This window comes from Pseudomonas sp. MPR-R2A5 (assembly GCF_058793055.1).
Map to the genome: position 1 here is coordinate 60,373 of NZ_JBXAFK010000010.1, position 26,203 is coordinate 86,575.

A 26,203-nucleotide genomic window follows, 5' to 3' on the forward strand; every position below is an offset into this window, starting at 1 on the left:
TGTCGGCCTGCGCCGAACGGCGCGCATCCTACACCGGCGTCTCACTGAGCGTATAGCGGACAGCGAAAAGCCGGACGTTAGTCCGCGAATGTTCACCTAAGTTCTTTACTTGTAGCTTGAAGCTTAGAACTTGTCGCGGTGTGGCCCTATAATGCGCGCCGGTTTTTGGGGTAATGGTCATGAGCACAGAAGATCCGCGGTTTGCAGGCGTCGCCCGTTTGTATGGCATTGAAGGCCTGGACCGCTTGAAGGTGGCCCATGTGGCGATCGTCGGCGTCGGCGGTGTCGGCTCTTGGGCGGCGGAAGCCATCGCCCGTTGCGGCGTAGGAGAGATATCGCTGTTCGACCTGGACGATGTCTGCGTCAGCAACAGCAATCGCCAGTTGCACGCTCTCGACAGTACCGTGGGCAAGCCCAAGGTCGAGGTCATGGCCGAGCGCCTGCGCGGCATCAACCCGGACTGCACCGTGCATGCGGTAGCAGACTTCGTGACCCGTGACACCATGGCCGAGTACATCACGCCGAACATTGATTGCGTGATCGACTGCATCGACGCGGTCAACGCCAAGGCCGCACTGATTGCCTGGTGCAAGCGCCGCAAGATCCAGATCATCACTACCGGTGGCGCCGGCGGGCAGATCGACCCGACGCTGATCCAGGTGTGCGACTTGAACCGTACCTTCAACGATCCCCTGGCCTCGAAAGTGCGCTCGACCCTGCGCCGTGACTATGGTTTCTCGCGTACCGTGACTCGTCATTACAGCGTGCCGTGCGTGTTTTCCACCGAGCAACTGCGCTATCCGAAGCCGGACGGCAGCATTTGTTTGCAGAAGAGCTTTGTCGGTGATGGCGTGAAACTGGACTGCGCCGGCGGGTTTGGCGCGGTGATGATGGTGACCGCGACCTTCGGCATGGTCGCGGCGACCAAGGCGGTGGACAAGATCGTGGCCGGGGTGCGTAGGCCCTCGGAGCGGGTCAAACCCAGCTGAATCTCAGAACTTTACACCGCTCAAAATGTGGGAGGGGCGGTGCGACGATTCGACTTGCCCCCGATGAGCATGGGTATCTACGCAACTTTTCAGCCCCTGACAAATCTCCCTGTGGCGAGCGGGCTTGTCCCGCGTTGGGCTGCGAAGCAGCCCCAAAACCAGCCGCTACAGAGTGTCTGATACACCGCGTTTTTCTTGACTGGGGCTGCTTCGCAGCCCAACGCGGGACAAGCCCGCTCGCCACAACAGCCCTATCTGCCGCGCGTTCAGCGTTGAGCCAAAGTTGTGTAGATACCCATGCTCATCGGGGGCAAGCCCCCTCCCACATTCAGTTGTGTGTATGGCTGAGTTCGCGCATGCGCTGCAAGACAGCATTCAGACCATTGCTGCGCGACGGCGACAACTGGCGGGAAAGCCCCAACTGATTGAACCAGTCGGGCAAGTCGACCGCCTGCAATTCAGCCGTCGATAATCCGTTGACCCGCGCCAGCAGCAACGCCACCAAGCCACGAATCATCCGCGCATCGCTGCTCGCGGCGAATTGCCAATGACCCTGCTCCAGGCGCCCCACCAACCACACCAGGCTCTCACAGCCCTGCACCAGGTTGGCATCGACCTTATCTTCATTCGCCAATGCGGGCAGACGTTCACCCCACTGCATCAACATTCGCGCGCGTTGTTCCCAGCTGCCGACAGACTGGAAGGCTTCCAGCGCAGCCAGCGCATCCACTGGCAGGCTCACCGCAACATATCCAGCGCCTGGTCCAGGGCTTCAAAGAAGCGTTCCAGGTCATCGGAGTCGTTATACAGCGCCAGGGATACACGGATCGCTCCCGACAAATGCATCGCCTTGAGCAGCGGCATTGCGCAATGATGGCCGGCGCGCACTGCAATGCCTTGCTCAGTCAGCAGGTGGGCAAGGTCGGCGTTGTGCACGCCTTCGACTACAAAGCTGACCAACGCCACCTGTGGCGCTCCCAGTACGCGTACGCCGTTGCGAGCTTTCAGCCCGCGCAGCAGGTAGTCATGCAGGGCCGCTTCATGGGCGACCACCGCCGGCAGATCCAGGGAGTTCAGGTAGTCCAGGGTCGCGCCCAGGCCAATCACGCCGGCAATCGGCGGGGTTCCGGCCTCGAAACCCAACGGGGCAGGGCGAAAGCTGGCGCTGTGGTAGTCGGCCTGTTGCACCATTTCGCCGCCGAATTGCCAGTGGCGCAGGTGATGCAGGGCTTCGTTGCGGCCATACAGCACGCCGACGCCATCCGGGCCATACAGCTTGTGGCTGGAAAATACATAGAAGTCGCAACCCAGGGCCTGCACATCATGCCGGCCATGGACGATGCCCTGTGCCCCGTCCACCACCGTAAGGGCACCGTGGGCGCGGGCCAGCGGTAGCAGGGTTTCCAGCGGCTGCCAGGCACCGAGGACGTTGGATAACTGGCTCACCGCCAGCAGTCGCGTGCGCGGGCCGATCAGTGCGGCGGCGGCTTCAAGGTCAATCACGCCATCATCGCCCAGCGGCAATACCAACAGTGTGAGCGCGCGGCGTTTGGCCAACTGCTGCCAGGGCAGCAGGTTGGCGTGGTGTTCCAGGGCGCTGATGACAATTTCATCGCCCGCGTTGAATAAGTGCTCAAGGCCATAGGCCAGGAGGTTCAGCGCAGAGGTTGCGCCGTGGGTAAAGATAATTTGCCCGCTGTCGCCTGCATTCAGCCATTGCGCGACCTTGCTGCGGCTGTCCTCGAACGCCTGTGTTGCATGGGCCCCCGGCAAATGCTGGGCACGGTGTACGTTGGCAGCGCCATTGACGTAGTAATGGCCGATGGCATCCAGCAGGGCCTGAGGTTTTTGCGTGGTGGCGGCGTTATCCAGATAGGTCTGGTCTTGCCGTTGCAGGGTGGCGATGGCCGGAAAGTCGGCGCGCCAGGGAGAGGGCACAAGCATGGGGTCAAGACTCGTATAAGCGAACCGCGCCTCGAAGGCGCGGCCCGCTAGTGGCATCGAGTGGCTGCTTAGTTGTGAGCGTGCAGCGCTTCGTTCAGTTCGATGGCCGATTTGTGGGTTTTGCATTCCACGGCACCGGTCTCGGAGTTACGGCGGAACAGCAGGTCCGGTTGGCCGGCCAGTTCGCGCGCCTTGACCACCTTGACCAGTTGGTTCTTCTCGTCGAGCAGCGCAACCTTGGTGCCGGCGGTCACGTACAGGCCAGATTCCACGGTATTACGGTCGCCCAACGGGATACCGATACCGGCGTTGGCGCCGATCAGGCAGCCTTCGCCGACCTTGATCACGATATTGCCGCCGCCCGACAGGGTGCCCATGGTGGAGCAACCGCCGCCCAGGTCCGAACCCTTGCCGACGAACACACCCGCCGACACACGGCCTTCGATCATGCCCGGGCCTTCGGTGCCAGCATTGAAGTTGACGAAACCTTCGTGCATCACGGTGGTGCCTTCGCCCACATAGGCGCCCAGGCGGATACGCGCGGCGTCAGCGATACGCACGCCGCTCGGCACTACGTAGTCGGTCATTTTCGGGAACTTGTCCACCGAGAACACTTCCAGCACTTCGCCGCGCAGGCGCGCTTCCAACTGGCGTTCGGCCAGTTCATTGATGTCGATTGCGCCCTGGCTGGTCCAGGCCACGTTCGGCAGCTGTGGGAACACACCGGCCAGGCTCAGGCCGTGAGGCTTGACCAGGCGATGGGACAGCAGGTGCAGCTTGAGGTAGGCCTCAGGCGTGGAGGTCAACGCGGCGTCTTCGGCCAGCACGGTGGCGACCAGCGGGTTGTGGCTTTCCGCCAGGCGGCTCAGCAAGGCTGCCTGGGTGGCATCGACGCCTTTGAGCGCATCCGCCAGTTGCAGGGCCTGGGCGACGGTGAAGGTGATCGCCTGGTTGCCTTCGCTGTAGCCAAGGATCGGCGCGATGGCGGCAACGATTTCAGCCGATGGGTTGAGCAAGGGTTGTGCGTAAAACACTTCCAGCCAAGCACCTTGGCGGTTCTGAGTGCCGACGCCGAAGCCCAGGCTGAACAGGGAATTGGACATGCTGTTACCTCTACAAAAATGGAAGGGCTGGCCTACTTGAGGGCCGCCGAATAACTATCTGGCTTGAAGCCAATCAGGGTTCTGTCACCGAGATCAAGCACCGGGCGCTTGATCATCGAGGGTTGTGCGAGCATCAGTTCAATGGCTTTCGACTGATCGAGATCGGCTTTGCGTTCGTCTTCGAGTTTGCGAAAGGTGGTGCCCGCACGGTTCAAAACCACCTGCCAACCGTGCTCGTTGCACCATTGGGTCAAGTGTTCGCGGTCGATGCCGGCCGTTTTGTAGTCGTGGAACTCATAGCTGACACCGTGCTCATCGAGCCAGGTGCGCGCCTTTTTCATGGTGTCGCAGGCTTTGATGCCGAAAAGGTGCAACGTTTTGCTTGAAGCGGTCAAGGAATTGCCCCCTTTTGGACAAATGAAACTGAAAGGTCACGGATTATGCCACGACCAGCGGCTTTGGGTGCCGCTCGTCAGCACCGTGCGACTATTGTGCAAAAGCCAGCACGCGGCATAGGTGGGTAACATACCCAGGTAATATGGCACTTCAACGGCCAGTTGTTGCCTGATGTGTGTCGTTGCAAGTCGATCGTCCGGGAAACCCGCGTTATGCAAACCGCCTACACCGTTCTTATCCTGCTGATGCTGGTCAGCGTTTCGCGCCTGGTGGGGCGCATCATCCCGCTGCCGTTACCCCTGGTGCAGATTGCGGCGGGTGCCTTGCTGGCCTGGCCCACGCTGGGGCTGCATGTGGCGCTGGACCCGGAGTTGTTCCTGTTTCTGTTCCTGCCACCGTTGTTGTTCTCGGATGGCTGGCGCATGCCCAAGCGTGAGTTGTGGCGCCTGCGCGGCCCGATCCTGACGTTGGCGGTGGGGCTGGTGCTGTTCACCGTGGTCGGTGCTGGCTACTTCATTCACTGGTTGTTGCCTGCGATTCCGTTGCCGGTGGCCTTCGCCCTGGCGGCGGTGTTGTCGCCGACGGACGCCGTGGCGGTGTCGGCCATTTCCCAGAACCGTTTACCTACACCCCTGATGCATATGCTCCAGGGCGAGGCGCTGATGAATGATGCGTCGGGCCTGGTGACCTTCAAGTTCGCCCTGGCGGCAGCGTTGACCGGCGTGTTTTCACTGGCGGATGCCAGCCTCACCTTTGTCCTGGTGGCCATGGGTGGGCTGGCGGTCGGGGTGGCGTTGAGCTGGCTGGTTGGCCGATTGCGCGCCTGGATGATCGCCCGCGGTTGGGATGATCCGGCCACCCACGTGGTTTTCATGCTGCTGCTACCGTTTGCCGCGTATGTGCTGGCCGAACGCTTGGGGGCTTCGGGGATTTTGTCGGCGGTGGCGGCGGGCATGATGCAAAGCTGGCTTGATCTGCTGCCGCGCCAGACCAGCACGCGCTTGCTCAACCGCAGTGTGTGGTCGTTGCTGGAGTTTGCCTTCAATGGCCTGATCTTCCTGCTGCTCGGCCTGCAACTGCCAGACATCATCAAGGCCGTGGTAAGCCATGAAGCCACGCTCTGGCCGACGTTGTTGTACCGCTGCCTGGACGTGATCGCGATTTTCCTGGTGCTGCTGGTGTTGCGATTTATCTGGGTACAGAGCATATGGCGGCTGTCGGGCCTGTTGCGGCGGCTACGGGGGAAAAGCGAGCTGACGTTGGTGCCTACTGCCCGTTCCTGTTGGCTGTTGACCATCGGCGGTGTGCGCGGGGCGGTGACCTTGGCCGGTGTGATGTCGGTGCCTTTGCTGTTGGCGCCGGGGCATGACTTCCCGGAGCGTGACCTGCTGATTTTCATCGCCGCCGGGGTGATCCTGCTCTCGCTGATCGCCGCCTGCATCGCCTTGCCGTTGTTGCTGCGCGGCATCGAAAAGAGCCCGGATGAAAAGCGCCACAACGAAGTGCGTGAGGCCTGGAAAAAAACCGCCGTCGCGGCCATCCATGCCCTGGAGGCAGATGAACCCTCTGAAACCGAAACCCAGGATGCCGCCCAGGCCGCGCTCGCCACTGAGCTCAAGGCGCGGTTGATGTCGGAATACCGTCATCAATTGGAGGTGTTCAACGATTCGGCCGAGGCCCAGGCGCTCGCTCAGCAGATGGATCTGCTTGAGCGCAAGCTTCGGCTCAAGGCGCTGCGTGCGCAGCGCTTGGAGTTGTACAGCTTGAGCCGTCATCACCAGATTGGTGATGACGTCTTGAGGGAGGTATTGGCGGATCTGGATATGAGTGAGGCAAACCTGGGTCAAGTGAAATGACCCGTGAGGGGCTTACCGGCGACGCTGAATGAAATCCCGAATCCGCTCGGCCGCTTCCACGCACTCGGCCAATGGCGCAACCAGCGCCAGGCGCACACGGCCGGCGCCGGGGTTGAAGCCATCCACTTCGCGTGACAGGTACGAGCCCGGCACCACGGTGACGTGTTCTTCCACGAACAGGTCGCGGCAGAATGCAGCATCGTCGCCTTCCACGTTCGGCCACAGGTAGAAACCACCGTCCGGGCTTTGCACGTCCAGTACCGGCTTGAGGATTGCCAGCACCGCGTCGAATTTCTCGCGGTACAGGTCACGGTTGGCCTTTACGTGGGCTTCGTCGTGCCAGGCGGCAATGCTGGCCAATTGGGTCTGCACCGGCATTGCACAGCCGTGGTAGGTGCGGTAAAGCAGGAATGCCTTGAGGATATCGGCGTCGCCGGCGACAAAGCCGGAGCGCAGGCCTGGCAGGTTGGAGCGTTTGGACAGGCTGTGGAACACCACGCAACGCTTGAAGTCCTCGCGGCCCAGTTCCACGCAGGCGCTGAGCAGGCCTGGCGGCGGGGTTTGTTCGTCGAAGTAGAGCTCGCTGTAGCATTCGTCGGCGGCAATGACGAAGTCATACTCGTCGGCCAGCGCGATCAGTTTTTTCAGGGTTTCAACCGGGATCAGCGCGCCGGTCGGGTTGCCGGGGGAGCACAGGAACAGGATCTGGCAGCGTTTCCAGATGTCCGGCGACACGGCGTCGAAATCCGGGTTGAAACCGTTCGCATCCAGGCATGGCAGGTAGTGCGGCTTGGCCCCGGCCAGGAAGGCGGCGCCTTCGTAGATCTGATAGAACGGGTTGGGGCTGACCACCAGGGCATCGTCGCCGCGGTTGACCACGGTCTGGGTGAAGGCGAACAGTGCTTCGCGGGTGCCGTTGACCGGCAGGATATTGCGCGCCGGGTCGAGCCAGCCCTTGGGTACATTGAAGCGACGTTCGCACCAGGCACCGATGGCCTCGCGCAATGCCGGGAGGCCCAGGGTGGTTGGGTAGACCGCCATCTGGTCGAGGTTATCTGCCAGCGCCTTGGCTACGAATTCCGGGGATTTATGCTTCGGTTCGCCGATGGACAGCGCGATCGGGCGTTTGCCTGGGTTGGGCGTGACGCTGCCGAGCAGGGCGCGCAGTTTCTCGAACGGGTAGGGCTGCAGCTGGTTCAGGGCGTTGTTCATCGGTGGATCTCGTGCAAGGCGTTAAAAACTGGGGGCGGCGCTTTAAATGGTCAGTCGTGTCAGTTCGACACCGGGTTCCTGGGTCACGCTCAGCTGCTGGACGATCGCGTCCTGCAGGCGACGGCACAGCTCCGGGTCGGACAGCGGCTGGTTATCGGCGTCGGTGATGAAGAACACGTCTTCCACGCGCTCGCCCAGGGTCGCAATCTTGGCATTCTGCAACGACAGGTCGAACTCCAAAAAGATGCCGCCGATCCGTGCCAACAGGCCCGGACGGTCCGGCGCGCTGAGCTCCAGCACGGTCACCGGGCGCTGTGCATCGTTGGAGATGGTCACCTGGGGGGCGAAGGCAAAATGCTTGAGCTGGCGAGGTACCCGGCGCTGGATGATGGTCGGGTAGTCATCCGGGTTGCGCAGCGCTTCGGTGAGCCCTTCGCGAATCTTTTTGACCCGCGCCGGGTTGTCGCCAATCGACTCGCCTTCGGTGTCGAGCACGATGTAGGTGTCGAGGGTGAACTGGCTGCTGGAGGTGATCACACGGGCGTCATGGATGTTCAGGTTGAGCTGGTCCATGGCGGCCACGGTCACGGCGAAGAAGTCGTGCTGGTCGGGCGCGTAGATGAAGATCTGCGTGCCGCCCTCGAATTCGCGCTGGGTGGTTTCTTTGATCAAGACCAGCGGGCCGCCATCGGCGGGTTGCTGGAGGATGGCGTCGCTGTGCCAGGCCACATCGCCGGCAGTGTGGCGCAGGAAATAATCATCACCCAGTTGCGACCAGAGCTGTTCGACGTCGTCCGGGTCGTTGCCGCCGCGCACCAGGATATCCAAGGCCGCGCTTTGGGTACGGCGGATCTGTTCTTCGCGGTCCACCGGGTTTTCCAGGCCGCGACGCAGGGCGCGCTTGGTCTCGGTGTAGAGTTGGCGCAACAGGCTGGCGCGCCAGGAGTTCCACAGCGTCGGGTTGGTGGCGTTGATATCGGAGACGGTCAGTACGTACAGGTAGTCGAGGCGGGTTTCATCGCCGACGATCTGTGCGAAATCGTGGATCACCTGCGGGTCGGATAAGTCCTTGCGCTGGGCGGTGGTCGACATTATCAGGTGGTTCTGCACCAGCCAGACAATCAGGCGGCTGTCCCACAACGGCAACTGATGGCGCTGGCAGAAGGCCTCGGCGTCAACCGCACCGATTTCCGAGTGATCGCCATGCCGGCCTTTGCCAATGTCGTGATACAGGCCGGCCAGGTAGATCAGCTCGGGCTTGGGCAGCTTGGCCATGAGCTTGCTGGCCAGCGGGAATTTTTCTGAGACCTGGGTGTACTGCAACTTACGCAGGTGCTTGATCAGGTTCAGGGTGTGGGCGTCCACCGTGTAGATGTGGAAGAGGTCGTGCTGCATCTGCCCGACGATAAAGCCGAACTCCGGCAGGTAACGCCCGAGGATCCCGTAGCGGTTCATCCGCCGCAGGTTGCGGTGGATGCCGATCTTGCATTTGAACAGTTCGATAAACAGGCTGGTGTTGCGGATGTCATTGCGAAAATCATCGTCGATCAGGTGACGGTTTTCCCGCAACAGGCGGATCGTATCGGCACGCACGCCTTTGATTTCCGGCTGCTGGGCCATCAGCACGAAGATTTCCAGCATGGCGAACGGGGTACGGCGGAACACGTTGTCGCTACGCGCCTCGATATAGCCGTCGTGCAGCTGGAAACGCGCGTTGATCGGCTGCGGCGGTGCTTCGTCTTCCGGGGCCAGGATCACTTCTTCGAAGTGCTGGATGATCAGGTCGCTGAGCTGGGCAATGCTCATGACCACCCGGTAGTACTGCTGCATGAAGCTTTCGATGCTGGTCTTCGCGTCTTCGCCTTCAAAACCGAGCAGGGTGGCGATGGACCGCTGGTGGTCGAACAGCAGGCGGTCTTCGGAGCGCCCGGCGAGCATGTGCAGGGCGTAGCGAACTTTCCACAGGAATTCCTGGGACGAGGCCAGCAGGGCGTTTTCGCTCTCCACCAGAAAACCCTCGCCGGCCAGGGCGCGCAGGTTCAGGGTGCCGTACTGGCGGCGGGCGACCCACAGGATGGTCTGGATGTCCCGCAGCCCGCCCGGCGAGCCTTTGACGTTGGGTTCCAGGTTGTATTCGGTGTCGTTGTACTTGTGGTGCCGGGCTTTCTGCTCGGCACGCTTGGCCAGGAAGAAATCCTTGCTGGGCCACATGTGTGCGGTGCTCGTGACTTCGAGCATGCGCTGGCGCAGGCGCTCGGGGCCGGCGATGGTGCGGCTTTCCATCAGGTTGGTGATGACGGTCAGGTCGGCACGGGCTTCTTCGGCGCATTCGTCGACCGAGCGCACGCTCTGGCCGACCTCAAGGCCGATATCCCACAACAGCGTCAGAAAACGCTCGATGGAATCGCGAAAGATCTCATGATCGGCACTGTCCAGCAGGATCAGCAAATCGATGTCGGAGTAGGGGTGCAGTTCACCACGGCCATAGCCGCCGACCGCGACCAGGGCGATATCGGCGTCTTCGCTCCAGGTGAACTGTTCCCAGGCCTTTTGCAGGATGTTATCGATGAACCAGGCGCGGTCCTCGATCAGCCGGCGAATGTCCCGGCCGCTGCGAAAGCGCGCGTCGAGCACCTCGCGGGCCTGGCGGATAGCCTTCTTGAAGGCGGCGATAGGGCTCGCCTTCAGCGCCAGTTCGGCCTGGAACTGGCCACGGTCGAAGAGTTCGGGATCCACCTGGGGCATTGATCGGCTTTCCTTTCTATCTATCAGTCAGTCAGAACACAGTGGGGGAAAACCTGGGCAGCCGTTACGCCGAAGCCGCACCCGAAATGCGTGGGATCGTGTCGTCCGCACGCAGGGTGAAGATTTCGTAGCCGGTGTCGGTGACCAGCAGGGTGTGTTCCCACTGGGCCGAGAGCTTGCGGTCCTTGGTGATGGCGGTCCAGCCGTCGCCCAGAACCTTGGTGTCGGCCTTGCCCTGGTTGATCATCGGCTCGATGGTGAAGGTCATGCCTGCCTTGAGTTCCATGCCGGTGCCGGCGCGGCCGTAGTGCAGGATCTGCGGTTCTTCGTGGAACACCTTGCCGATACCGTGGCCGCAGAATTCGCGGACGACCGAGAAACCGTTCTTTTCCGCGTGCTTCTGGATCACTTCACCGATGTCGCCCAGGCGGCAGCCAGGCTTGACGATCTCGATGGCCTTGTACATGCATTCCTGGGTGACCTGGGACAGGCGCTCAGCCCAGACCGGTACGGTGCCGACGTGGAACATGCGGCTGGTGTCGCCGTGGTAGCCATCCTTGATCACGGTGACGTCGATGTTCAGGGTGTCCCCGTCTTTCAACGGCTTATCGCCGGGAATCCCGTGGCATACCACGTGGTTGATCGAGGTGCAGATCGACTTGGGGAAGCCCTTGTAGTTCAGCGGCGCAGGGATGGCCTTTTGCACGTTGACGATATAGTCGTGGCAGATACGGTCCAGCGCTTCAGTAGTGACGCCTGGCTTGACGTGTTCGGCGATCATTTCCAGCACGTCGGCAGCCAGTTTGCCGGCAACGCGCATGCCTGCGATGTCTTCGGCGGTTTTCAAAGTGACGGTCATACAGGCTCTCTCTAGCGCGACGCGCTGAAATCAATACGGTTTGCGGGCGTGCGACAAAAGGTTACAGAATTCGCACAAGCCCAAAAAACGCGATTCTACCAGACGCGGGTGGCAAATCATGAGCGTCTGGTGATCGGTTCTCTCTATAAGGTGGGGCTATATTGGCTCTATTCAAAGGCTTGCGCAAAAGACGTCGTTGGCAAATGTGATTGCGGGTTTCGTTTTCGCCCTTGCTGTGGTATAAAATGCGCCGCTTTCCGGGGATACCCCGCAAAGCTTAAATCCACACACGTGTCGACACGATGACCTGGGTGCCGGAGGCCTTGATGCCGCTGGTTGGTCATTGGGATACGTGGAGGCCAAACCCGACTTATTAAGGAACTATCATGTCCCAAGTCAACATGCGCGATATGCTGAAGGCCGGTGTGCACTTCGGTCACCAGACCCGTTACTGGAACCCGAAAATGGGTAAGTACATTTTCGGCGCGCGTAACAAGATCCACATCATCAACCTTGAAAAAACCCTGCCAATGTTCAACGAAGCGCTGACTTTCGTAGAGCGCCTGGCCCAGGGCAAAAACAAGATTCTGTTCGTTGGCACCAAGCGTTCCGCTGGCAAGATCGTTGCTGAAGAAGCAGCACGTTGCGGTTCGCCGTACGTCGATCACCGCTGGTTGGGCGGCATGCTGACCAACTTCAAAACCATCCGTGCTTCCATCAAGCGTCTGCGTGACCTTGAAGTGCAAGCCGAAGACGGTACTTTCGCCAAGCTGACCAAGAAAGAGGCGCTGATGCGCACTCGCGACCTGGAAAAGCTCGATCGTTCCCTGGGTGGTATCAAGGACATGGGCGGTCTGCCTGACGCACTGTTCGTTATCGACGTTGATCACGAGCGCATCGCGATCACCGAAGCCAACAAGCTGGGCATCCCTGTTATCGGCGTAGTCGATACCAACAGCAGCCCGGAAGGCGTTGACTACATCATCCCAGGCAACGATGACGCCATCCGCGCTATCCAGCTGTACATGGGTTCGATGGCTGACGCTGTTATCCGTGGTCGCAACCACGTTGCTGGTGGCACCGAGCAGTTCGTTGAAGAAGCTCCGGTAGCCGCAGCTGAGTAATTGACGCCCTGGCGTTGACTCAGTAAGCAAAAAGGGGGCTTGGCCCCCTTTTTGCCACCTCGAAAACCATTTGTCGGCAGCGCAGCTACATCATCTGTAACGTGCAGCGGCCTACAAGGGAGATTCGGGAAGAATTGATCGCCCGTTTGATCGGGTGGAATGGTTGAAAACCTATCCAAGAGGATTTTGAAATGGCAGAGATTACTGCAGCGTTGGTCAAAGAACTGCGTGAGCGTACCGGCGAAGGCATGATGGATTGCAAAAAGGCCTTGACCAAGGCCGGCGGCGACATCGAAAAAGCCATTGATGACATGCGTGCTTCCGGCGCCATCAAGGCTGCCAAGAAAGCAGGCAACGTTGCTGCTGAAGGCGCTATCGCCCTGAAGGAAGACGGTAAATCCGCAGTCCTGCTGGAAGTGAACTCGCAGACTGACTTCCTGGCCCTGCAGGACGACTTCAAGGCATTTGTTGCTGCCAGCGTTGAGAAAGCGTTCGCCGACAAACTGACTGACGCCGCTCCGCTGATCGAAGCTCAAGAAGCAGACCGTCTGGTACTGGTCGGCAAGGTTGGCGAAAACGTCAACATTCGTCGCCTGGTTCGCGTTGAAGGTGATGTTGTTGGTGGTTACCTGCACGGCAACAAGATCGGTGTAGCTGTTGTTCTGAAGGGCGGCACTGTTGAGCTGGCCAAAGACATCGCTATGCACGTAGCGGCCAGCAATCCTGAGTTCCTGCTGCCATCGGAAGTGTCTGCTGACGCAATCGAGCGCGAAAAAGCTGTGTTCCTGAGCCTCAACGCTGACAAAATCGCTGGCAAGCCAGAGAACATCGTTGAAAACATGATCAAAGGCCGTATCAGCAAGTTCCTGGCTGAAGCAAGCCTGGTTGAGCAGGCGTTCGTCAAGAACCCTGAAATCAAGGTTGGCGAGCTGGCCAAGAAAGCCGGTGCTGAAATCGTTTCCTTCACTTACTTCAAAGTAGGCGAAGGCATCGAGAAGCCGGTCGACAACTTCGCTGAAGAAGTTGCTGCCCAGCTGGCTGCCGCCAAGCAATAAGACAGGTTCCAACTGTCGCCCGAAAGAGGCTGCCCGCTCACGCGCGCAGCCTCTTTTCAAATGGGAAGGCTAATTTTATTTGGCTTCCCCTCGGAACTGGCTTACAAAGCCGTGATCCGATGGCGCTGTGATAGCGTCCAGCTAGAGTGAACGCAAGCCGTAAACGGCTCGCCAAGAATTTTTAAAAATACGCCGCAGGAGAGATTCGCAATGGCTCAGCAGGGCAGTGGTTATCAGGCTCGCTATAAACGCATTCTACTCAAGCTTAGCGGCGAGGCCCTGATGGGCTCGGAAGAGTTCGGGATCGATCCCAAGGTGCTCGATCGCATGGCGCTGGAAGTCGGCCAACTGGTCGGCATCGGTGTCCAGGTCGGCCTGGTGATCGGGGGTGGTAACCTGTTCCGCGGCGCGGCACTGAGTGCGGCCGGTATGGATCGGGTCACGGGTGACCACATGGGCATGCTGGCCACTGTGATGAACGCCCTGGCCATGCGCGACGCCCTGGAGCGTGCCAATATCTCGGCAATCGTGATGTCGGCTATTTCCATGGTTGGTGTGACCGATCACTATGATCGCCGCAAAGCCATGCGTCACTTGAACTCCAAGGAAGTGGTGATCTTCGCCGCCGGTACTGGCAATCCATTCTTTACCACGGATTCGGCTGCTTGCTTGCGCGCCATCGAAATCGATGCTGACGTAGTGCTCAAGGCCACCAAGGTGGATGGCGTATACACCGCAGACCCATTCAAAGACCCGCATGCCGAGAAGTTCGATCATCTGACCTACGATGAAGTGCTGGATCGCAAGCTGGGCGTGATGGACCTGACGGCTATTTGCCTGTGCCGCGACCACAAGATGCCGCTGCGCGTATTTAACATGAACAAGCCCGGCGCCCTGCTGAATATCGTACACGGCGGCGCGGAAGGGACTCTGATCGAGGAAGGCCAACAATGATCAATGACATCAAGAAAGACGCCCAAGCGCGTATGCAGAAATCCCTGGAGTCTCTGAGCCACGCATTCGGCCAGATTCGTACCGGCAAGGCGCACCCGAGCATCCTGGGTAGTGTGATGGTGCCGTATTACGGCGCCGACACCCCCCTGAGCGGTGTGGCCAACGTAACCGTAAAAGATTCGCGCACCCTGCAAGTCGTGGCTTTCGAGCGCAACATGCTCGCTGCTGTCGACAAAGCCATCCAAAGTGCCGGCCTGAACCTCAACCCGACCAACCTGGGCGAGTTGTTGCTGATCTCCATGCCGGCATTGACCGAAGAAACCCGCAAGGGCTTCACCAAGCAGGCGCGCAGTGCTGCTGAAGACGCGCGTGTTGCCGTGCGCAACATCCGTCGTGATGCGTTGGGTGACCTGAAGAAGCTGGTCAAGGACAAGGAAATCAGCGAAGACGAAGAACGTCGCGCTATTGCCGATATCGACAAGCTGACTAAAGAAGCCGAGGCCCAGATTACCAAGGCTACCGAAGAAAAAGAAAAGGACCTGATGGCCGTATAAGGGGTCAGGACGCCTTCATGGAAAAGACCAAGCAGACTGTGCCCTCTGTGGTGCCGCGCCATGTCGCGATCATCATGGATGGGAATAATCGCTGGGCGAAGAAACGCTTTCTGCCTGGTGTCGCCGGGCATAAAGCGGGTGTCGATGCGGTGCGGGCGGTGATTGAGGTGTGTGCCGAGGCCAAGGTCGAAGTGTTGACCCTGTTCGCCTTCTCCAGTGAAAACTGGCAGCGGCCTGCCGAGGAAGTCAGTGCCCTGATGGACCTGTTCTTCAAGGCCTTGCGTCGTGAGGCCAAGCGTCTCAACGACAATAAAATCAGCCTGCGCATCATCGGTGATCGTTCGCGATTCCATCCGGACTTGCAGTCCGCCATGCGCGAAGCCGAGGCGATCACAGCTGGCAGCGACCGTTTTGTACTGCAGATCGCCGCCAACTATGGCGGCCAGTGGGATATCGCCCAGGCTGCGCAGCGGCTGGCTCGCGAAGTGCAGGCCGGCCATCTGCGCCCGGACGACATCACGCCCGAACTGTTGCAAACCTGTCTGGTGACCGGCGACCTGCCGTTGCCGGACCTGTGTATCCGCACCGGTGGTGAGCACCGCATCAGTAACTTTCTATTGTGGCAATTGGCCTACACCGAGTTGTACTTCTCCGACCTGTTCTGGCCGGACTTCAAACACGATGCCATGCGTAAAGCGCTGGCCGATTTCGCTTCCCGTCAGCGTCGCTTCGGTAAAACGAGCGAGCAGATCGAAGCTGGAGCCCGGGTTTAAATGCTTAAACAACGAATCATCACAGCACTGATCCTGCTGCCGATTGCCTTGTGTGGATTTTTCCTGCTCGACGGTTCCGGCTTTGCGCTGTTTATTGGCCTGGTTGTAATCCTCGGGGCCTGGGAATGGGCGCGCCTGGCAGGGTTCAGTACGCAGTTGCCACGCCTGGTCTATGCGGCGGTGGTAGCGCTGTTGCTGTTCCTGATGTACATCCTGCCGGACATCGCGCCCTGGGTATTGGGGGCGGCGGTGTTGTGGTGGGCGCTGGCGACGTTCCTGGTGCTGACCTATCCGCGCACCAGTGCCCAGTGGTCCAGTGTCGCCTGCAAATTGGTGATTGGCTTGCTGATCCTGCTGCCGGCCTGGCAAGGGCTGGTGGAGATCAAGCGCTACCCGATTGGTAATGAGCTGATCCTCGCGGTAATGGTGCTGGTCTGGGGGGCTGATATTGGCGCCTACTTTTCCGGCCGGGCCTTTGGCAAGCGCAAGCTGGCACCCGCCGTCAGCCCGGGCAAAAGCTGGGAAGGCGTGTATGGCGGCCTGGCGTTGACACTGGTGATCACGCTTGTTGTTGGTGTCGTGCGCGAATGGTCGATGAAGGAAGTCTTCCTGGCCCTGCTGGGTACGGCCATTGTCGTATTCATCTCGGTGGTGGGTGACCTCACTGAAAGCATGTTCAAGCGCCAGGCCGGGATCAAGGACAGCAGTAACCTGCTGCCGGGTCATGGTGGCGTGCTGGATCGCATCGACAGCCTCACGGCCGCGATCCCGATCTTTGCCGTGCTGTTGTGGATGAGCGCCTCGTGAGCTGCCTGCAACAGGTCACCGTGCTGGGCGCGACCGGTTCGGTAGGGTTGAGCGCCCTGGACGTGATTGCTCGTCACCCGGAGCGCTATCAAGTCTTCGCGCTGACCGGCTTCAGCCGCTTGAGTGAGTTGCTGGCCCTGTGCGTGCGCCATGCGCCGCGCTTTGCCGTCGTACCCGAGGCTACGGCTGCGCGGGGTTTGCAGGATGATCTGCGCGCCGCGGGTTTGGCTACCCAGGTGCTGGTGGGGGAGGAAGGTTTGTGCCAGGTCTCGGCCGATGCCGAGGTGGATACCGTTGTCGCTGCTATCGTCGGCGCTGCTGGCTTGCGCCCGACCCTGGCGGCTGTCGACGCCGGCAAGAAGATCCTGCTGGCTAATAAAGAAGCGCTGGTGATGTCCGGCGCATTGTTTATGCAAGCGGTGCGTAAGAGCGGGGCGGTGCTGCTGCCCCTCGACAGTGAGCACAACGCGATCTTCCAATGCATGCCGGGCGACTTTGCTCGCGGCTTGAGCCAGGTCGGCGTGCGTCGGATCTTGCTGACGGCCTCGGGTGGTCCTTTCCGGCAGACGCCGTTGACTGAGCTGGAGCATGTCTCTCCGGACCAGGCTTGCGCCCATCCGAACTGGTCCATGGGGCGCAAAATTTCCGTCGACTCGGCGAGCATGATGAACAAAGGCCTGGAGTTGATCGAGGCATGCTGGCTGTTCGACGCGCGGCCTGAGCAGGTCGAGGTGGTGATTCACCCGCAAAGTGTGATTCATTCCCTGGTCGACTACGTGGACGGTTCGGTATTGGCGCAGTTGGGCAACCCCGATATGCGTACGCCGATCGCCAACGCCCTGGCTTGGCCGGAGCGTATCGACTCGGGTGTCGCGCCTCTGGACCTGTTCGCTATTGCCCGCCTGGACTTCGAGGCGCCGGACGAGCAGCGCTTTCCCTGCCTGCGTTTGGCGCGGCTGGCGGCCGAGGCGGGTAACAGCGCACCGGCAATGCTCAATGCGGCCAATGAAGTTGCGGTGGCGGCGTTTCTCGAACGGCGCATCCGCTTTCCGCAGATCGCGAGTATCATCGAGGATGTTCTAAGTCTTGAACCCGTGGTGGCAGTGAATGATTTGGGGGCAGTGTTCGAGGCGGATACCAAGGCCCGGACCCTGGCCGAACAATGGTTGAACCGCTACGCGCGTTAGTCTTTGGGCGCGTTTTAGCCTTCAGGCACTGGATTGGAATGCGGAGAAATTAGATGAGTGCGCTTTACATGATTGTCGGCACCCTGGTTGCTCTGGGTGTGCTGGTTACCTTCCACGAATTCGGCCACTTCTGGGTGGCGCGTCGTTGCGGCGTCAAGGTACTGCGCTTTTCCGTTGGTTTCGGCATGCCGCTGCTGCGCTGGCACGACCGCCGTGGCACCGAATTCGTGATTGCGGCGATCCCCCTGGGTGGCTACGTCAAGATGCTCGATGAGCGCGAAGGCGAAGTGCCGGCGGATCAGCTCGATCAATCCTTCAATCGCAAGACGGTTCGTCAGCGTATTGCGATTGTCGCTGCTGGCCCGATCGCCAATTTCCTGCTGGCCATGGTGTTCTTCTGGGTCCTGGCCATGCTCGGTAGCGAGCAGATTCGCCCGGTCATCGGTGCGGTTGAGTCGGACAGCATCGCCGCCAAGGCTGGATTGGTCGCCGGGCAGGAAATAGTTTCCATTGATGGCGAGCCGACCACTGGTTGGGGGGCGGTCAATTTGCAGCTGGTGCGTCGCTTGGGTGAGAGCGGCACCGTCAAGGTGGTGGTACGCGAGCAGGATTCCACTGCCGAGTCCCCGCGTGAGCTGGCCCTGGACCATTGGCTCAAGGGGGCCGACGAGCCGGATCCGATCAAGTCCCTGGGGATTCGACCCTGGCGCCCGGCCTTGCCGCCGGTCCTGGCCGAGCTGGACCCGAAAGGTCCCGCCCAGGCCGCAGGTCTGAAAACCGGTGATCGCCTGTTGGCCCTTGATGGTCAGGCGCTGGGCGAATGGCAGCAAGTGGTCGACCTGGTACGTGTACGCCCTGATACCAAAATTGTGCTGAAAATTGAGCGCGATGGTGCTCAAATCGACGTCCCTGTCACCCTGGCGGTGCGGGGCGAAGCCAAGGCGGCCGGGGGTTACCTCGGTGCCGGCGTGAAAAGTCCGGACTGGCCGCCATCGATGGTGCGCGAGGTCAGTTTCGGGCCAGTGGCCGCGATTGGCGAGGGTGCAAAACGTACTTGGACCATGAGTGTGCTGACCCTCGAGTCCCTCAAGAAAATGTTGTTCGGCGAGCTCTCGGTAAAAAACTTGAGTGGGCCGATAACCATTGCTAAAGTGGCGGGCGCTTCTGCCCAGTCGGGTGTCGCGGATTTCCTGAATTTCCTGGCTTATCTGAGTATTAGTCTTGGGGTTCTGAATTTGCTGCCCATTCCGGTATTGGATGGGGGGCATCTGTTGTTTTATCTGGTCGAGTGGGCGCGTGGTCGCCCCTTGTCGGATCGGGTGCAGGGTTGGGGGATACAGATTGGTATCAGTTTGGTGGTCGGGGTGATGTTGTTAGCCTTGGTCAACGATCTGGGACGTCTGTAACGCTTCGCTGAATTGCGAATCTGCCGCATTTTGCGGCAGTTTGTTTATTGCCAGTTGGAATAAGAAAGGACTTCATGAAACGTCTGCTGCTAACTGCGGTTCTCACCGTATTGATGATCGCCGAAGTTCACGCCGAGTCCTTCACCATCTCCGATATTCGCGTCAACGGCCTCCAGCGGGTTTCCGCGGGTAGCGTCTTTGGTGCCTTGCCGTTGAACGTCGGGGAACAGGCTGATGACCGTCGCCTGGTGGAATCCACTCGTGCGCTGTTCAAAACCGGGTTCTTTCAAGACATCCAACTGGGTCGCGAAGGCAACGTCCTGGTCATCACCGTCGTCGAGCGACCCTCCGTCGCCAGTATCGAGATCGAAGGCAACAAGGCGATCTCCACTGAAGACCTGATGAAGGGCCTCAAGCAATCCGGCCTGGCCGAGGGCGAGATCTTCCAGCGCGCGACGCTTGAAGGTGTGCGTAACGAGCTGCAACGCCAGTACGTTGCCCAGGGTCGCTACTCCGCAACCGTTGAAACCGAAGTGATCCCGCAGCCTCGTAACCGTGTGGGCCTGAAGGTCAACATCAACGAAGGCACCGTGGCGGCCATTCAGCACATAAACGTGGTGGGTAACACCAAGTTCGCTGATGAAGACCTGATCGACCTGTTCGAACTCAAGACCACCAACTGGTTGTCGTTCTTCAAGAACGACGACAAGTACGCTCGTGAAAAACTCTCCGGTGACCTGGAACGCCTGCGCTCCTACTACCTGGACCGCGGCTATATCAACATGGATATCGCTTCGACCCAGGTGTCCATCACCCCGGACAAGAAGCACGTCTACATCACAGTCAACGTCAACGAAGGCGAGAAGTACAAGGTTCGTGACGTCAAGCTCAGCGGCGACTTGAAAGTGCCTGAAGACCAGGTCAAGGCGCTGTTGCTGGTGCAGAAGGACCAGGTGTTCTCGCGCAAGCTGATGACCACCACCTCCGAGCTGATCACCCGTCGCCTGGGTAACGAAGGCTATACCTTCGCCAACGTCAACGGTGTACCGACCCCGCACGATGATGACCACACCGTGGATATCACCTTCGTGGTCGACCCGGGCAAGCGTGCCTATGTGAACCGCATCAACTTCCGTGGCAATACCAAGTCAGCGGACGAAGTGCTGCGTCGTGAAATGCGCCAGATGGAAGGTGGCTGGGCGTCGACTTACCTGATCGACCAGTCCAAGACCCGTCTTGAGCGCCTGGGCTTCTTCAAGGAAGTGAACGTTGAAACCCCGGCCGTACCGGGTGTAGACGACCAGGTTGACGTGAACTACGCCGTAGAGGAACAAGCATCGGGCTCGATTACCGCCAGTGTCGGTTTTGCTCAGAGTGCCGGTCTGATCCTGGGCGGTTCGATCACCCAGAACAACTTCCTCGGTACCGGTAACAAGGTTTCCATTGGCCTGACCCGAAGCGAATACCAGAGCCGCTATAACTTCGGTTATGTCGACCCCTACTGGACAGCTGACGGTGTGAGCCTGGGCTACAACGCCTTCTATCGCACCACCGACTACAAAGACCTCGACGTTAACGTAGCAAGCTATGCGATCGACAGCCTGGGTGCGGGTGTCAACATCGGCTACCCGATCAGCGAGACCTCGCGCCTGACCTTCGGCCTTACCGCGCAGCAGGATGAGATCAAGACCGGTGTGTACACCGTGGATGAGATCTTTGACTTTACCCGTCGTGAAGGCGATAAGTTCCTGAACTTCAAGGCCTCTGCCGGCTGGTCCGAGTCGACCCTGAACAAAGGCGTACTGGCAACCCGAGGTCACTCCCAGAGCCTGACCCTGGAAACCACCACGCCGGGCAGCGACCTCTCGTTCTTCAAGCTCGACTACCGTGGCCAGTTGTTCCAGCCGCTGAGCGATAACTACACCATGCGCCTGCACACTGAATTGGGGTATGGCGACGGCTACGGTTCGACCAACGGCCTGCCGTTCTATGAGAACTACTATGCCGGTGGTTTCAACTCGGTGCGTGGCTTCAAGGACAGCACACTGGGCCCGCGTGGTACCCCGAGCCGTGGCGCTGGAGTGACCGGTAACACCGGAACCGTGGCGGACACCGATACTAGTGCGCTGCCATTCGGTGGTAACGTGTTGATCCAGGGTGGTGCGGAAATTCTCTTCCCTCTGCCGTTCGTCAAAGATCAGCGGTCCCTGCGTACTTCGGTTTTCTGGGATGTGGGTAACGTGTTCGATTCCAAGTGCGAGCAGGTCACCAACCCAACGGGCGTGAAGTCCAACACCCAATGTAACGATGTGAGCCTGAGTAACATGGCGAGCTCCGTGGGTGTCGGCGTGACATGGGTGACTGCGCTTGGTCCGTTGAGCTTTGCTCTGGCCATGCCGATCAAGAAACCGGATAACGCTGAAACCCAGATTTTCCAATTCTCCCTCGGCCAGACGTTCTAAGCGTCTGACCCAAGATAACGACAACGGATTCTGTAGGAGTACATCGTGCGTAAGTTGACTCAATTGGTTCTGCTGGCAACTGTGCTGGTAGCCACCCCGGCCTTCGCCGAAATGAAAATTGCCGTCCTGAACTATCAGATGGCCCTCCTGGAATCCGATGCGGCCAAGAAGTACGCAGTGGATGCAGAGAAAAAATTCGGTCCGCAACTGACCAAGCTGAAAACGCTGGAAAGCAGCGCCAAGGGCATCCAGGATCGTCTGGTAGCCGGCGGTGACAAAATGCAGCAAGGCGAGCGCGAGCGTCTGGAGCTTGAATTCAAGCAAAAGGCTCGTGACTACCAGTTCCAGTCCAAGGAGCTGAACGAAGCCAAGGCTGTTGCCGACCGCGAAATGCTCAAGCAGCTCAAGCCCAAGCTCGACAGCGCCGTGGAAGAAGTCATCAAGAAAGGTGCCTTTGACTTGGTGTTCGAGCGTGGCGCCGTGATTGACGTCAAGCCTCAATACGACATCACCCGCCAGGTGATCGAGCGCATGAATCAGCTGAAGTAAGCCATGACCGCGACTATCAAGCTCGGCGAGTTGGCCGAGTTCCTGGGAGCTACCTTGCGTGGCTCCCCGGAGAAAGAAATCACTGGGCTAGCCACCTTGCAGGAGGCTGGCCCAGCTCAGTTGAGCTTCCTCGCAAATCCCCAATACCGTAAATACCTGGTCGACTGCCAGGCCGCAGCCGTGTTGCTGAAGGCCGCTGACGCCGAGGGTTATGCCGGGGATGCGCTGGTAGTAGCCGACCCATACCTGTCGTACGCGAAAGCATCGCATCTGTTTGATCCGAAGCCCAAGGCCGCTGGCGGTATCCATCCGTCGGCGGTGATCGCCGATGATGCCCAAGTCGACCCTGCCGCCAGTATTGGCGCGTTTGCAGTGATCGAGAGTGGTGCACGCATCGCTGCCGGTGTGACGGTCGGCGCACACTGCTTTATCGGTGCACGCTGCGAAATCGGCGCCGATGGCTGGTTGGCTCCGCGCGTTACCCTGTACCACGATGTGCGTATCGGGCAGCGCGTAGTGATCCAGTCGGGCGCCGTGATCGGTGGCGAAGGTTTTGGTTTTGCCAACGCCAAAGGTGTCTGGCACAAGATTGCCCAGGTTGGCGGTGTATTGATTGGCGATGACGTGGAAATCGGCGTCAACACGGCTGTCGATCGCGGGGCCCTGGCCGATACCGTGATCGGTAACGGCGTGAAGCTCGACAACCAGATCCAGATTGCCCACAACGTGCAGATTGGCGATCACACCGCCATGGCAGCCTGCGTGGGGATTTCCGGCAGCACCAAGATCGGCAAGCATTGCATGCTCGCTGGCGGTGTAGGGCTGGTAGGGCATATCGATATTTGCGACAACGTCTTCATCACCGGCATGACCATGGTCACCCACTCGATTACCGAGCCCGGTGCCTATTCTTCCGGTACTGCCATGCAGCCTGCGGCTGAATGGCGCAAGAGTGCAGCACGTTTGAGGCAGCTCGACGACATGGCTCGACGCCTCAAGCAGCTGGAAAAGCGTGTTGGGGACGTGACCCCTGGCGGTAATGCTTCATCAGAAGGCTGATACCATTTCCATATCAAGTGTGCACAGCCGCTAGACTGCCTCCTTGATTTGCTAGCGGGGCGTGCGTTTAGTTCGCTCGCCCCCAATCTTTATTACAGGCTTCCCCCCGAAATGATGGACATCAACGAGATTCGCGAATACCTGCCTCACCGTTACCCGTTCCTGCTGGTGGACCGTGTAGTGGACCTGAACATTGAGGAAAAGCGCATTCGTGCCTACAAGAATGTCAGCATCAACGAACCATTCTTCAATGGTCACTTTCCCGCGCATCCGATCATGCCCGGCGTGTTGATCATCGAAGCAATGGCCCAGGCTGCCGGTATCCTTGGTTTTAAAATGCTCGACCTCAAGCCTGCCGACGGCACGCTTTACTATTTCGTGGGCTCCGACAAGTTGCGTTTCCGCAACCCCGTCACCCCGGGTGACCAGCTGATCCTGGAAGCCAAGTTCATCAGCTGCAAGCGCCAGATCTGGAAGTTCGAATGCCAGGCCTCGGTGGATGGCAAGCCGGTGTGCTCCGCAGAGATCATCTGTGCGGAACGCAAACTATGAGTTTGATTGACCCTCGCGCAATCATCGATCCGTCGGCCGTTCTGGCCGCCGACGTTGAGGTCGGCCCCTGGTCGATCATCGGCGCAGGTGTGGAAATCGGCGAGGGGACTGTCATCGGGCCGCACGTGATCCTCAAAGGTCCGACCCGCATTGGCAAACACAATCGCATCTACCAGTTCTCCTCGGTAGGCGAAGACACCCCGGACATGAAGTACAAAGGTGAAGAGACGCGCCTGGTAATCGGTGATCACAACATCATCCGTGAAGGCGTGACCATTCACCGTGGCACCGTGCAGGATCGTGCCGAAACCACGCTGGGTGATCACAACCTGGTCATGGCCTATGCCCACATCGGCCATGACAGCGTTATCGGCAACCACTGCATCCTGGTCAACAACACTGCGTTGGCGGGCCATGTGCATGTTGATGACTGGGCGATCCTGTCCGGCTTCACCCTGGTGCATCAGTACTGCCATATCGGCGCCCACAGCTTTTCCGGCATGGGCACTGCCATCGGCAAGGACGTCCCGGCATTCGTCACGGTCTTCGGCAACCCGGCCGAAGCCCGCAGCATGAACTTCGAAGGCATGCGCCGTCGTGGTTTCAGCGAGGAGGCGATCCACGCCCTGCGCCGCGCCTACAAGGTGGTTTACCGCCAGGGGTTGACGGTCGAACAGGCCTTGAATGAACTGACCGAGCCGGCTGCGTTATTCCCGGAAGTCGCGGTGTTCCGTGACTCGATCCAGGCGTCTACTCGCGGCATTACCCGCTGATCATGGCCAATCTGCGTATTGCGTTGGTCGCCGGAGAAGCTTCCGGCGACATCCTGGGTGCGGGCCTTATGCGGGCGTTGAAGGCCCAGCATCCAGCGGTGGAGTTCATCGGTGTGGGAGGCCCGCTGATGCAGGCCGAAGGGCTCACGTCATACTTCCCCATGGAGCGCCTGTCGGTCATGGGGCTGGTGGAAGTGCTGGGCCGTCTGCGCGAGCTGCTGGCTCGACGCAAGCTGTTGATTCAGACGCTGATCGAAGAAAAGCCCGACGTCTTTATCGGTATCGATGCACCGGACTTCACCCTCAATATTGAACTCAAGCTGCGTCAGGCCGGGATCAAGACCGTGCATTACGTCAGTCCGTCGGTGTGGGCGTGGCGGCAGAAACGTGTACTGAAGATCCGTGAAGGCTGCGACCTGATGTTGACCTTGCTACCGTTCGAAGCCAGGTTCTACGAAGAGAAGGGCGTGCCGGTACGGTTTGTTGGCCACACGTTGGCCGATACCATCCCCCTGCAGGCAGATCGCGCCGCAGCGCGTGCCGAACTGGGCTTGGCCGACGGTCCGCTCGTTGCATTGATGCCCGGCAGTCGCGGTGGCGAAGTCGGTCGCCTGGCCAGTGTGTTTTTCGATGCGGCCGAGCGCCTTCAGGCGCTGAAGCCTGGCATACGCTTCGTATTGCCGTGTGCCAGCCCGCAACGTCGTGCGCAGATCGAAACACTGCTGGAGGGGCGCAACCTGCCGCTGACGCTGCTTGACGGCCAGTCGCACCTGGCCCTTGCGGCGTGTGACGCGGTGCTGATTGCCTCGGGCACCGCGACCCTGGAAGCCTTGCTCTACAAGCGTCCGATGGTCGTGGCCTATCGCCTGGCGCCGCTGACCTATTGGATTCTCAAGCGCATGGTCAAGAGCCCCTATATCTCCTTGCCCAACCTCCTGGCCCAGCGCCTGTTGGTGCCGGAGTTGTTGCAGGACGATGCAACGCCCGAGGCGTTGGCACAAACGCTACTACCCTTGATCGACGGCGGCGAAGAGCAGACCCGTGGTTTCGATGACATCCACCGCACCCTGCGCCGTGATGCTTCGAACCAGGCGGCTGATGCCGTGCTGACCTTGATTGGCCAACAACAGGAAGCCTTATGAGCACGCAAATGGGCCTGGATTTCAGTCTGGTTGCCGAAGCCCATGCGCTGGTGGCTGGCGTTGATGAAGTCGGGCGTGGCCCGCTGTGTGGCGCGGTGGTCACCGCGGCGGTGATCCTTGATCCGAGTCGCCCGATCCTGGGTCTCAACGATTCGAAAAAGCTCACCGAAGCGCGCCGTGAAAAACTCTACGACGAGATCTGTGAAAAAGCCTTGAGCTGGCATATTGCCCGGGCCGAAGTCGAAGAGATCGACGAACTGAATATCCTCCACGCCACCATGCTGGCCATGCAGCGCGCTGTCGAGGGCCTGCATATCACGCCCAAACTGGCGATGATCGACGGCAACCGCTGCCCGAAACTGGCGATGCCGGCCGAAGCGGTGGTCAAGGGGGATAGCAAGGTGCCGGCGATTGCCGCAGCTTCGATCCTGGCCAAGGTCAGCCGCGACCGTGAAATGGCCGCGTTCGAATTGATCTACCCCGGTTATGGCATCGGCGGTCATAAAGGCTACCCGACCCCCGTTCATCTGGAAGCCCTGGCTCGCCTCGGTCCCACCCCGATCCACCGGCGCTCGTTCGCCCCGGTGCGCCAGGCCTACGAGCTGCGCGAGAGCCCCAGCGAGGTTTAGTCGCGAGGCTGATGTTTTTGCCCAGGCCCGGTACAATCCCGGGCCTTGTTGTTTCTAAGTTTCTGGACAGGAT

At 59.9% G+C, this 26,203-nt stretch carries 24 protein-coding genes; 17 read left to right on the forward strand and 7 right to left on the reverse strand.

From position 1 onward, the window contains the following. The first annotated feature begins 179 nt into the window (after positions 1-179). Positions 180-989, forward strand: coding sequence for a tRNA cyclic N6-threonylcarbamoyladenosine(37) synthase TcdA (gene tcdA / locus AC1Q6I_RS10175; RefSeq protein WP_371858354.1), 810 nt, complete (start codon positions 180-182; stop codon positions 987-989). A 328-nt stretch (positions 990-1,317) separates the two neighbouring features. On the opposite strand, the gene AC1Q6I_RS10180 is transcribed toward tcdA, so the two are convergent. The 4 genes from AC1Q6I_RS10180 to AC1Q6I_RS10195 form a co-directional block, all read right to left on the reverse strand. Beyond that, on the reverse strand, positions 1,318-1,731 hold the full coding sequence (locus tag AC1Q6I_RS10180) for a SufE family protein (protein ID WP_069075395.1): 414 nt from the start codon (positions 1,729-1,731) through the stop codon (positions 1,318-1,320). Continuing rightward, a complete protein-coding gene (locus tag AC1Q6I_RS10185; protein ID WP_069075394.1) occupies positions 1,728-2,933 on the reverse strand; it encodes an aminotransferase class V-fold PLP-dependent enzyme in 1,206 nt (401 codons plus the stop codon). The genes AC1Q6I_RS10180 and AC1Q6I_RS10185 overlap by 4 nt, the downstream gene beginning before the upstream one ends. A 68-nt stretch (positions 2,934-3,001) precedes the next feature. Further along, a complete protein-coding gene (gene dapD, locus AC1Q6I_RS10190) occupies positions 3,002-4,036 on the reverse strand; it encodes a 2,3,4,5-tetrahydropyridine-2,6-dicarboxylate N-succinyltransferase (RefSeq protein WP_024073820.1) in 1,035 nt (344 codons plus the stop codon). Positions 4,037-4,068: 32 nt separating this feature from the next. Then, positions 4,069-4,431, reverse strand: coding sequence for an ArsC family reductase (locus tag AC1Q6I_RS10195; protein ID WP_003189147.1), 363 nt, complete (start codon positions 4,429-4,431; stop codon positions 4,069-4,071). A 213-nt stretch (positions 4,432-4,644) separates the two neighbouring features. On the opposite strand from AC1Q6I_RS10195, the gene AC1Q6I_RS10200 reads away from it, so the two are divergent. Next, positions 4,645-6,288 (forward strand): Na+/H+ antiporter, encoded by a 1,644-nt coding sequence (locus tag AC1Q6I_RS10200; RefSeq protein WP_041160857.1) that lies wholly within the window; start codon positions 4,645-4,647, stop codon positions 6,286-6,288. A 12-nt stretch (positions 6,289-6,300) separates the two neighbouring features. Here AC1Q6I_RS10200 and dapC read toward each other — a convergent pair whose 3' ends face one another. The 3 genes from dapC to map all read right to left on the reverse strand — a co-directional run bounded on the left by dapC (position 6,301) and on the right by map (position 11,104). Then, positions 6,301-7,500, reverse strand: coding sequence for a succinyldiaminopimelate transaminase (gene dapC / locus AC1Q6I_RS10205; protein WP_024073822.1), 1,200 nt, complete (start codon positions 7,498-7,500; stop codon positions 6,301-6,303). 42 nt (positions 7,501-7,542) lie between these two features. Then, positions 7,543-10,245, reverse strand: a complete 2,703-nt coding sequence (locus AC1Q6I_RS10210) for a [protein-PII] uridylyltransferase (RefSeq protein ID WP_102624163.1) — start codon at positions 10,243-10,245, stop codon at positions 7,543-7,545. Between the two features lie 64 nt (positions 10,246-10,309). Next, a complete protein-coding gene (map, locus tag AC1Q6I_RS10215; protein WP_024073824.1) occupies positions 10,310-11,104 on the reverse strand; it encodes a type I methionyl aminopeptidase in 795 nt (264 codons plus the stop codon). 386 nt (positions 11,105-11,490) lie between these two features. Here map and rpsB point away from each other — a divergent pair, with 386 nt between their 5' ends. The 15 genes from rpsB (at position 11,491) to rnhB (ending at position 26,130) form a co-directional block, all read left to right on the forward strand. Next, positions 11,491-12,228 carry a 30S ribosomal protein S2 gene (gene rpsB, locus AC1Q6I_RS10220; RefSeq protein ID WP_003219330.1) on the forward strand — a complete coding sequence of 246 codons (738 nt, stop codon included), beginning with the start codon at positions 11,491-11,493 and terminating at the stop codon, positions 12,226-12,228. A gap of 191 nt (positions 12,229-12,419) precedes the next feature. Beyond that, the gene (gene tsf / locus AC1Q6I_RS10225) at positions 12,420-13,283 is read left to right on the forward strand and encodes a translation elongation factor Ts (RefSeq protein WP_024073825.1); all 864 of its coding nucleotides are present in this window, start codon (positions 12,420-12,422) and stop codon (positions 13,281-13,283) included. A 210-nt stretch (positions 13,284-13,493) separates the two neighbouring features. Continuing rightward, on the forward strand, positions 13,494-14,237 hold the full coding sequence (gene pyrH / locus AC1Q6I_RS10230) for a UMP kinase (RefSeq protein ID WP_003189161.1): 744 nt from the start codon (positions 13,494-13,496) through the stop codon (positions 14,235-14,237). After that, positions 14,234-14,791: a ribosome recycling factor gene (frr, locus tag AC1Q6I_RS10235; RefSeq protein ID WP_024073826.1), complete on the forward strand. Its 558-nt coding sequence runs from the start codon at positions 14,234-14,236 to the stop codon at positions 14,789-14,791. Before pyrH ends, frr begins: the two co-directional genes overlap by 4 nt. 17 nt (positions 14,792-14,808) lie before the next feature. Next, positions 14,809-15,564, forward strand: a complete 756-nt coding sequence (gene uppS, locus AC1Q6I_RS10240; RefSeq protein WP_102624162.1) for a polyprenyl diphosphate synthase — start codon at positions 14,809-14,811, stop codon at positions 15,562-15,564. Continuing rightward, entirely contained in the window at positions 15,565-16,371 is an 807-nt protein-coding gene (locus tag AC1Q6I_RS10245) for a phosphatidate cytidylyltransferase (protein WP_024073828.1), read from the forward strand. After that, positions 16,368-17,558 (forward strand): 1-deoxy-D-xylulose-5-phosphate reductoisomerase, encoded by a 1,191-nt coding sequence (gene ispC, locus AC1Q6I_RS10250; RefSeq protein ID WP_102624161.1) that lies wholly within the window; start codon positions 16,368-16,370, stop codon positions 17,556-17,558. Before AC1Q6I_RS10245 ends, ispC begins: the two co-directional genes overlap by 4 nt. Before the next feature lie 53 nt (positions 17,559-17,611). Beyond that, a complete protein-coding gene (gene rseP, locus AC1Q6I_RS10255; protein WP_024073830.1) occupies positions 17,612-18,964 on the forward strand; it encodes a sigma E protease regulator RseP in 1,353 nt (450 codons plus the stop codon). 74 nt (positions 18,965-19,038) lie between these two features. Further along, complete coding sequence (gene bamA, locus AC1Q6I_RS10260) at positions 19,039-21,426, forward strand: outer membrane protein assembly factor BamA (protein ID WP_102624160.1); 2,388 nt, start codon at positions 19,039-19,041, stop codon at positions 21,424-21,426. 45 nt (positions 21,427-21,471) lie between these two features. After that, positions 21,472-21,975, forward strand: coding sequence for an OmpH/Skp family outer membrane protein (locus tag AC1Q6I_RS10265; RefSeq protein ID WP_003219314.1), 504 nt, complete (start codon positions 21,472-21,474; stop codon positions 21,973-21,975). A gap of 3 nt (positions 21,976-21,978) precedes the next feature. Beyond that, entirely contained in the window at positions 21,979-23,034 is a 1,056-nt protein-coding gene (gene lpxD / locus AC1Q6I_RS10270) for a UDP-3-O-(3-hydroxymyristoyl)glucosamine N-acyltransferase (protein ID WP_024073832.1), read from the forward strand. 111 nt (positions 23,035-23,145) lie between these two features. Then, positions 23,146-23,586, forward strand: coding sequence for a 3-hydroxyacyl-ACP dehydratase FabZ (gene fabZ, locus AC1Q6I_RS10275; protein WP_016976866.1), 441 nt, complete (start codon positions 23,146-23,148; stop codon positions 23,584-23,586). Then, positions 23,583-24,359, forward strand: a complete 777-nt coding sequence (lpxA, locus tag AC1Q6I_RS10280) for an acyl-ACP--UDP-N-acetylglucosamine O-acyltransferase (protein ID WP_024073833.1) — start codon at positions 23,583-23,585, stop codon at positions 24,357-24,359. Before fabZ ends, lpxA begins: the two co-directional genes overlap by 4 nt. 2 nt (positions 24,360-24,361) lie before the next feature. Next, on the forward strand, positions 24,362-25,501 hold the full coding sequence (gene lpxB / locus AC1Q6I_RS10285) for a lipid-A-disaccharide synthase (RefSeq protein WP_024073834.1): 1,140 nt from the start codon (positions 24,362-24,364) through the stop codon (positions 25,499-25,501). After that, positions 25,498-26,130 (forward strand): ribonuclease HII, encoded by a 633-nt coding sequence (gene rnhB / locus AC1Q6I_RS10290; protein WP_024073835.1) that lies wholly within the window; start codon positions 25,498-25,500, stop codon positions 26,128-26,130. The genes lpxB and rnhB overlap by 4 nt, the downstream gene beginning before the upstream one ends. The last annotated feature ends 73 nt before the right edge of the window (positions 26,131-26,203 follow it).

Excerpts from the sequence above, each read along its gene's own strand:
- tcdA (WP_371858354.1), top strand. The coding sequence starts at position 180 with ATGAGCACAGAAGATCCGCGGTTTGCAGGCGTCGCCCGTTTGTATGGC.
- AC1Q6I_RS10185 (WP_069075394.1), bottom strand. The coding sequence starts at position 2,933 with ATGCTTGTGCCCTCTCCCTGGCGCGCCGACTTTCCGGCCATCGCCACC.
- dapD (WP_024073820.1), bottom strand. The coding sequence starts at position 4,036 with ATGTCCAATTCCCTGTTCAGCCTGGGCTTCGGCGTCGGCACTCAGAAC.
- AC1Q6I_RS10200 (WP_041160857.1), top strand. The coding sequence starts at position 4,645 with ATGCAAACCGCCTACACCGTTCTTATCCTGCTGATGCTGGTCAGCGTT.
- dapC (WP_024073822.1), bottom strand. The coding sequence starts at position 7,500 with ATGAACAACGCCCTGAACCAGCTGCAGCCCTACCCGTTCGAGAAACTG.
- AC1Q6I_RS10210 (WP_102624163.1), bottom strand. The coding sequence starts at position 10,245 with ATGCCCCAGGTGGATCCCGAACTCTTCGACCGTGGCCAGTTCCAGGCC.
- map (WP_024073824.1), bottom strand. The coding sequence starts at position 11,104 with ATGACCGTCACTTTGAAAACCGCCGAAGACATCGCAGGCATGCGCGTT.
- rpsB (WP_003219330.1), top strand. The coding sequence starts at position 11,491 with ATGTCCCAAGTCAACATGCGCGATATGCTGAAGGCCGGTGTGCACTTC.
- tsf (WP_024073825.1), top strand. The coding sequence starts at position 12,420 with ATGGCAGAGATTACTGCAGCGTTGGTCAAAGAACTGCGTGAGCGTACC.
- pyrH (WP_003189161.1), top strand. The coding sequence starts at position 13,494 with ATGGCTCAGCAGGGCAGTGGTTATCAGGCTCGCTATAAACGCATTCTA.
- frr (WP_024073826.1), top strand. The coding sequence starts at position 14,234 with ATGATCAATGACATCAAGAAAGACGCCCAAGCGCGTATGCAGAAATCC.
- uppS (WP_102624162.1), top strand. The coding sequence starts at position 14,809 with ATGGAAAAGACCAAGCAGACTGTGCCCTCTGTGGTGCCGCGCCATGTC.
- AC1Q6I_RS10245 (WP_024073828.1), top strand. The coding sequence starts at position 15,565 with ATGCTTAAACAACGAATCATCACAGCACTGATCCTGCTGCCGATTGCC.
- rseP (WP_024073830.1), top strand. The coding sequence starts at position 17,612 with ATGAGTGCGCTTTACATGATTGTCGGCACCCTGGTTGCTCTGGGTGTG.
- bamA (WP_102624160.1), top strand. The coding sequence starts at position 19,039 with ATGAAACGTCTGCTGCTAACTGCGGTTCTCACCGTATTGATGATCGCC.
- lpxD (WP_024073832.1), top strand. The coding sequence starts at position 21,979 with ATGACCGCGACTATCAAGCTCGGCGAGTTGGCCGAGTTCCTGGGAGCT.
- fabZ (WP_016976866.1), top strand. The coding sequence starts at position 23,146 with ATGATGGACATCAACGAGATTCGCGAATACCTGCCTCACCGTTACCCG.
- lpxA (WP_024073833.1), top strand. The coding sequence starts at position 23,583 with ATGAGTTTGATTGACCCTCGCGCAATCATCGATCCGTCGGCCGTTCTG.
- lpxB (WP_024073834.1), top strand. The coding sequence starts at position 24,362 with ATGGCCAATCTGCGTATTGCGTTGGTCGCCGGAGAAGCTTCCGGCGAC.
- rnhB (WP_024073835.1), top strand. The coding sequence starts at position 25,498 with ATGAGCACGCAAATGGGCCTGGATTTCAGTCTGGTTGCCGAAGCCCAT.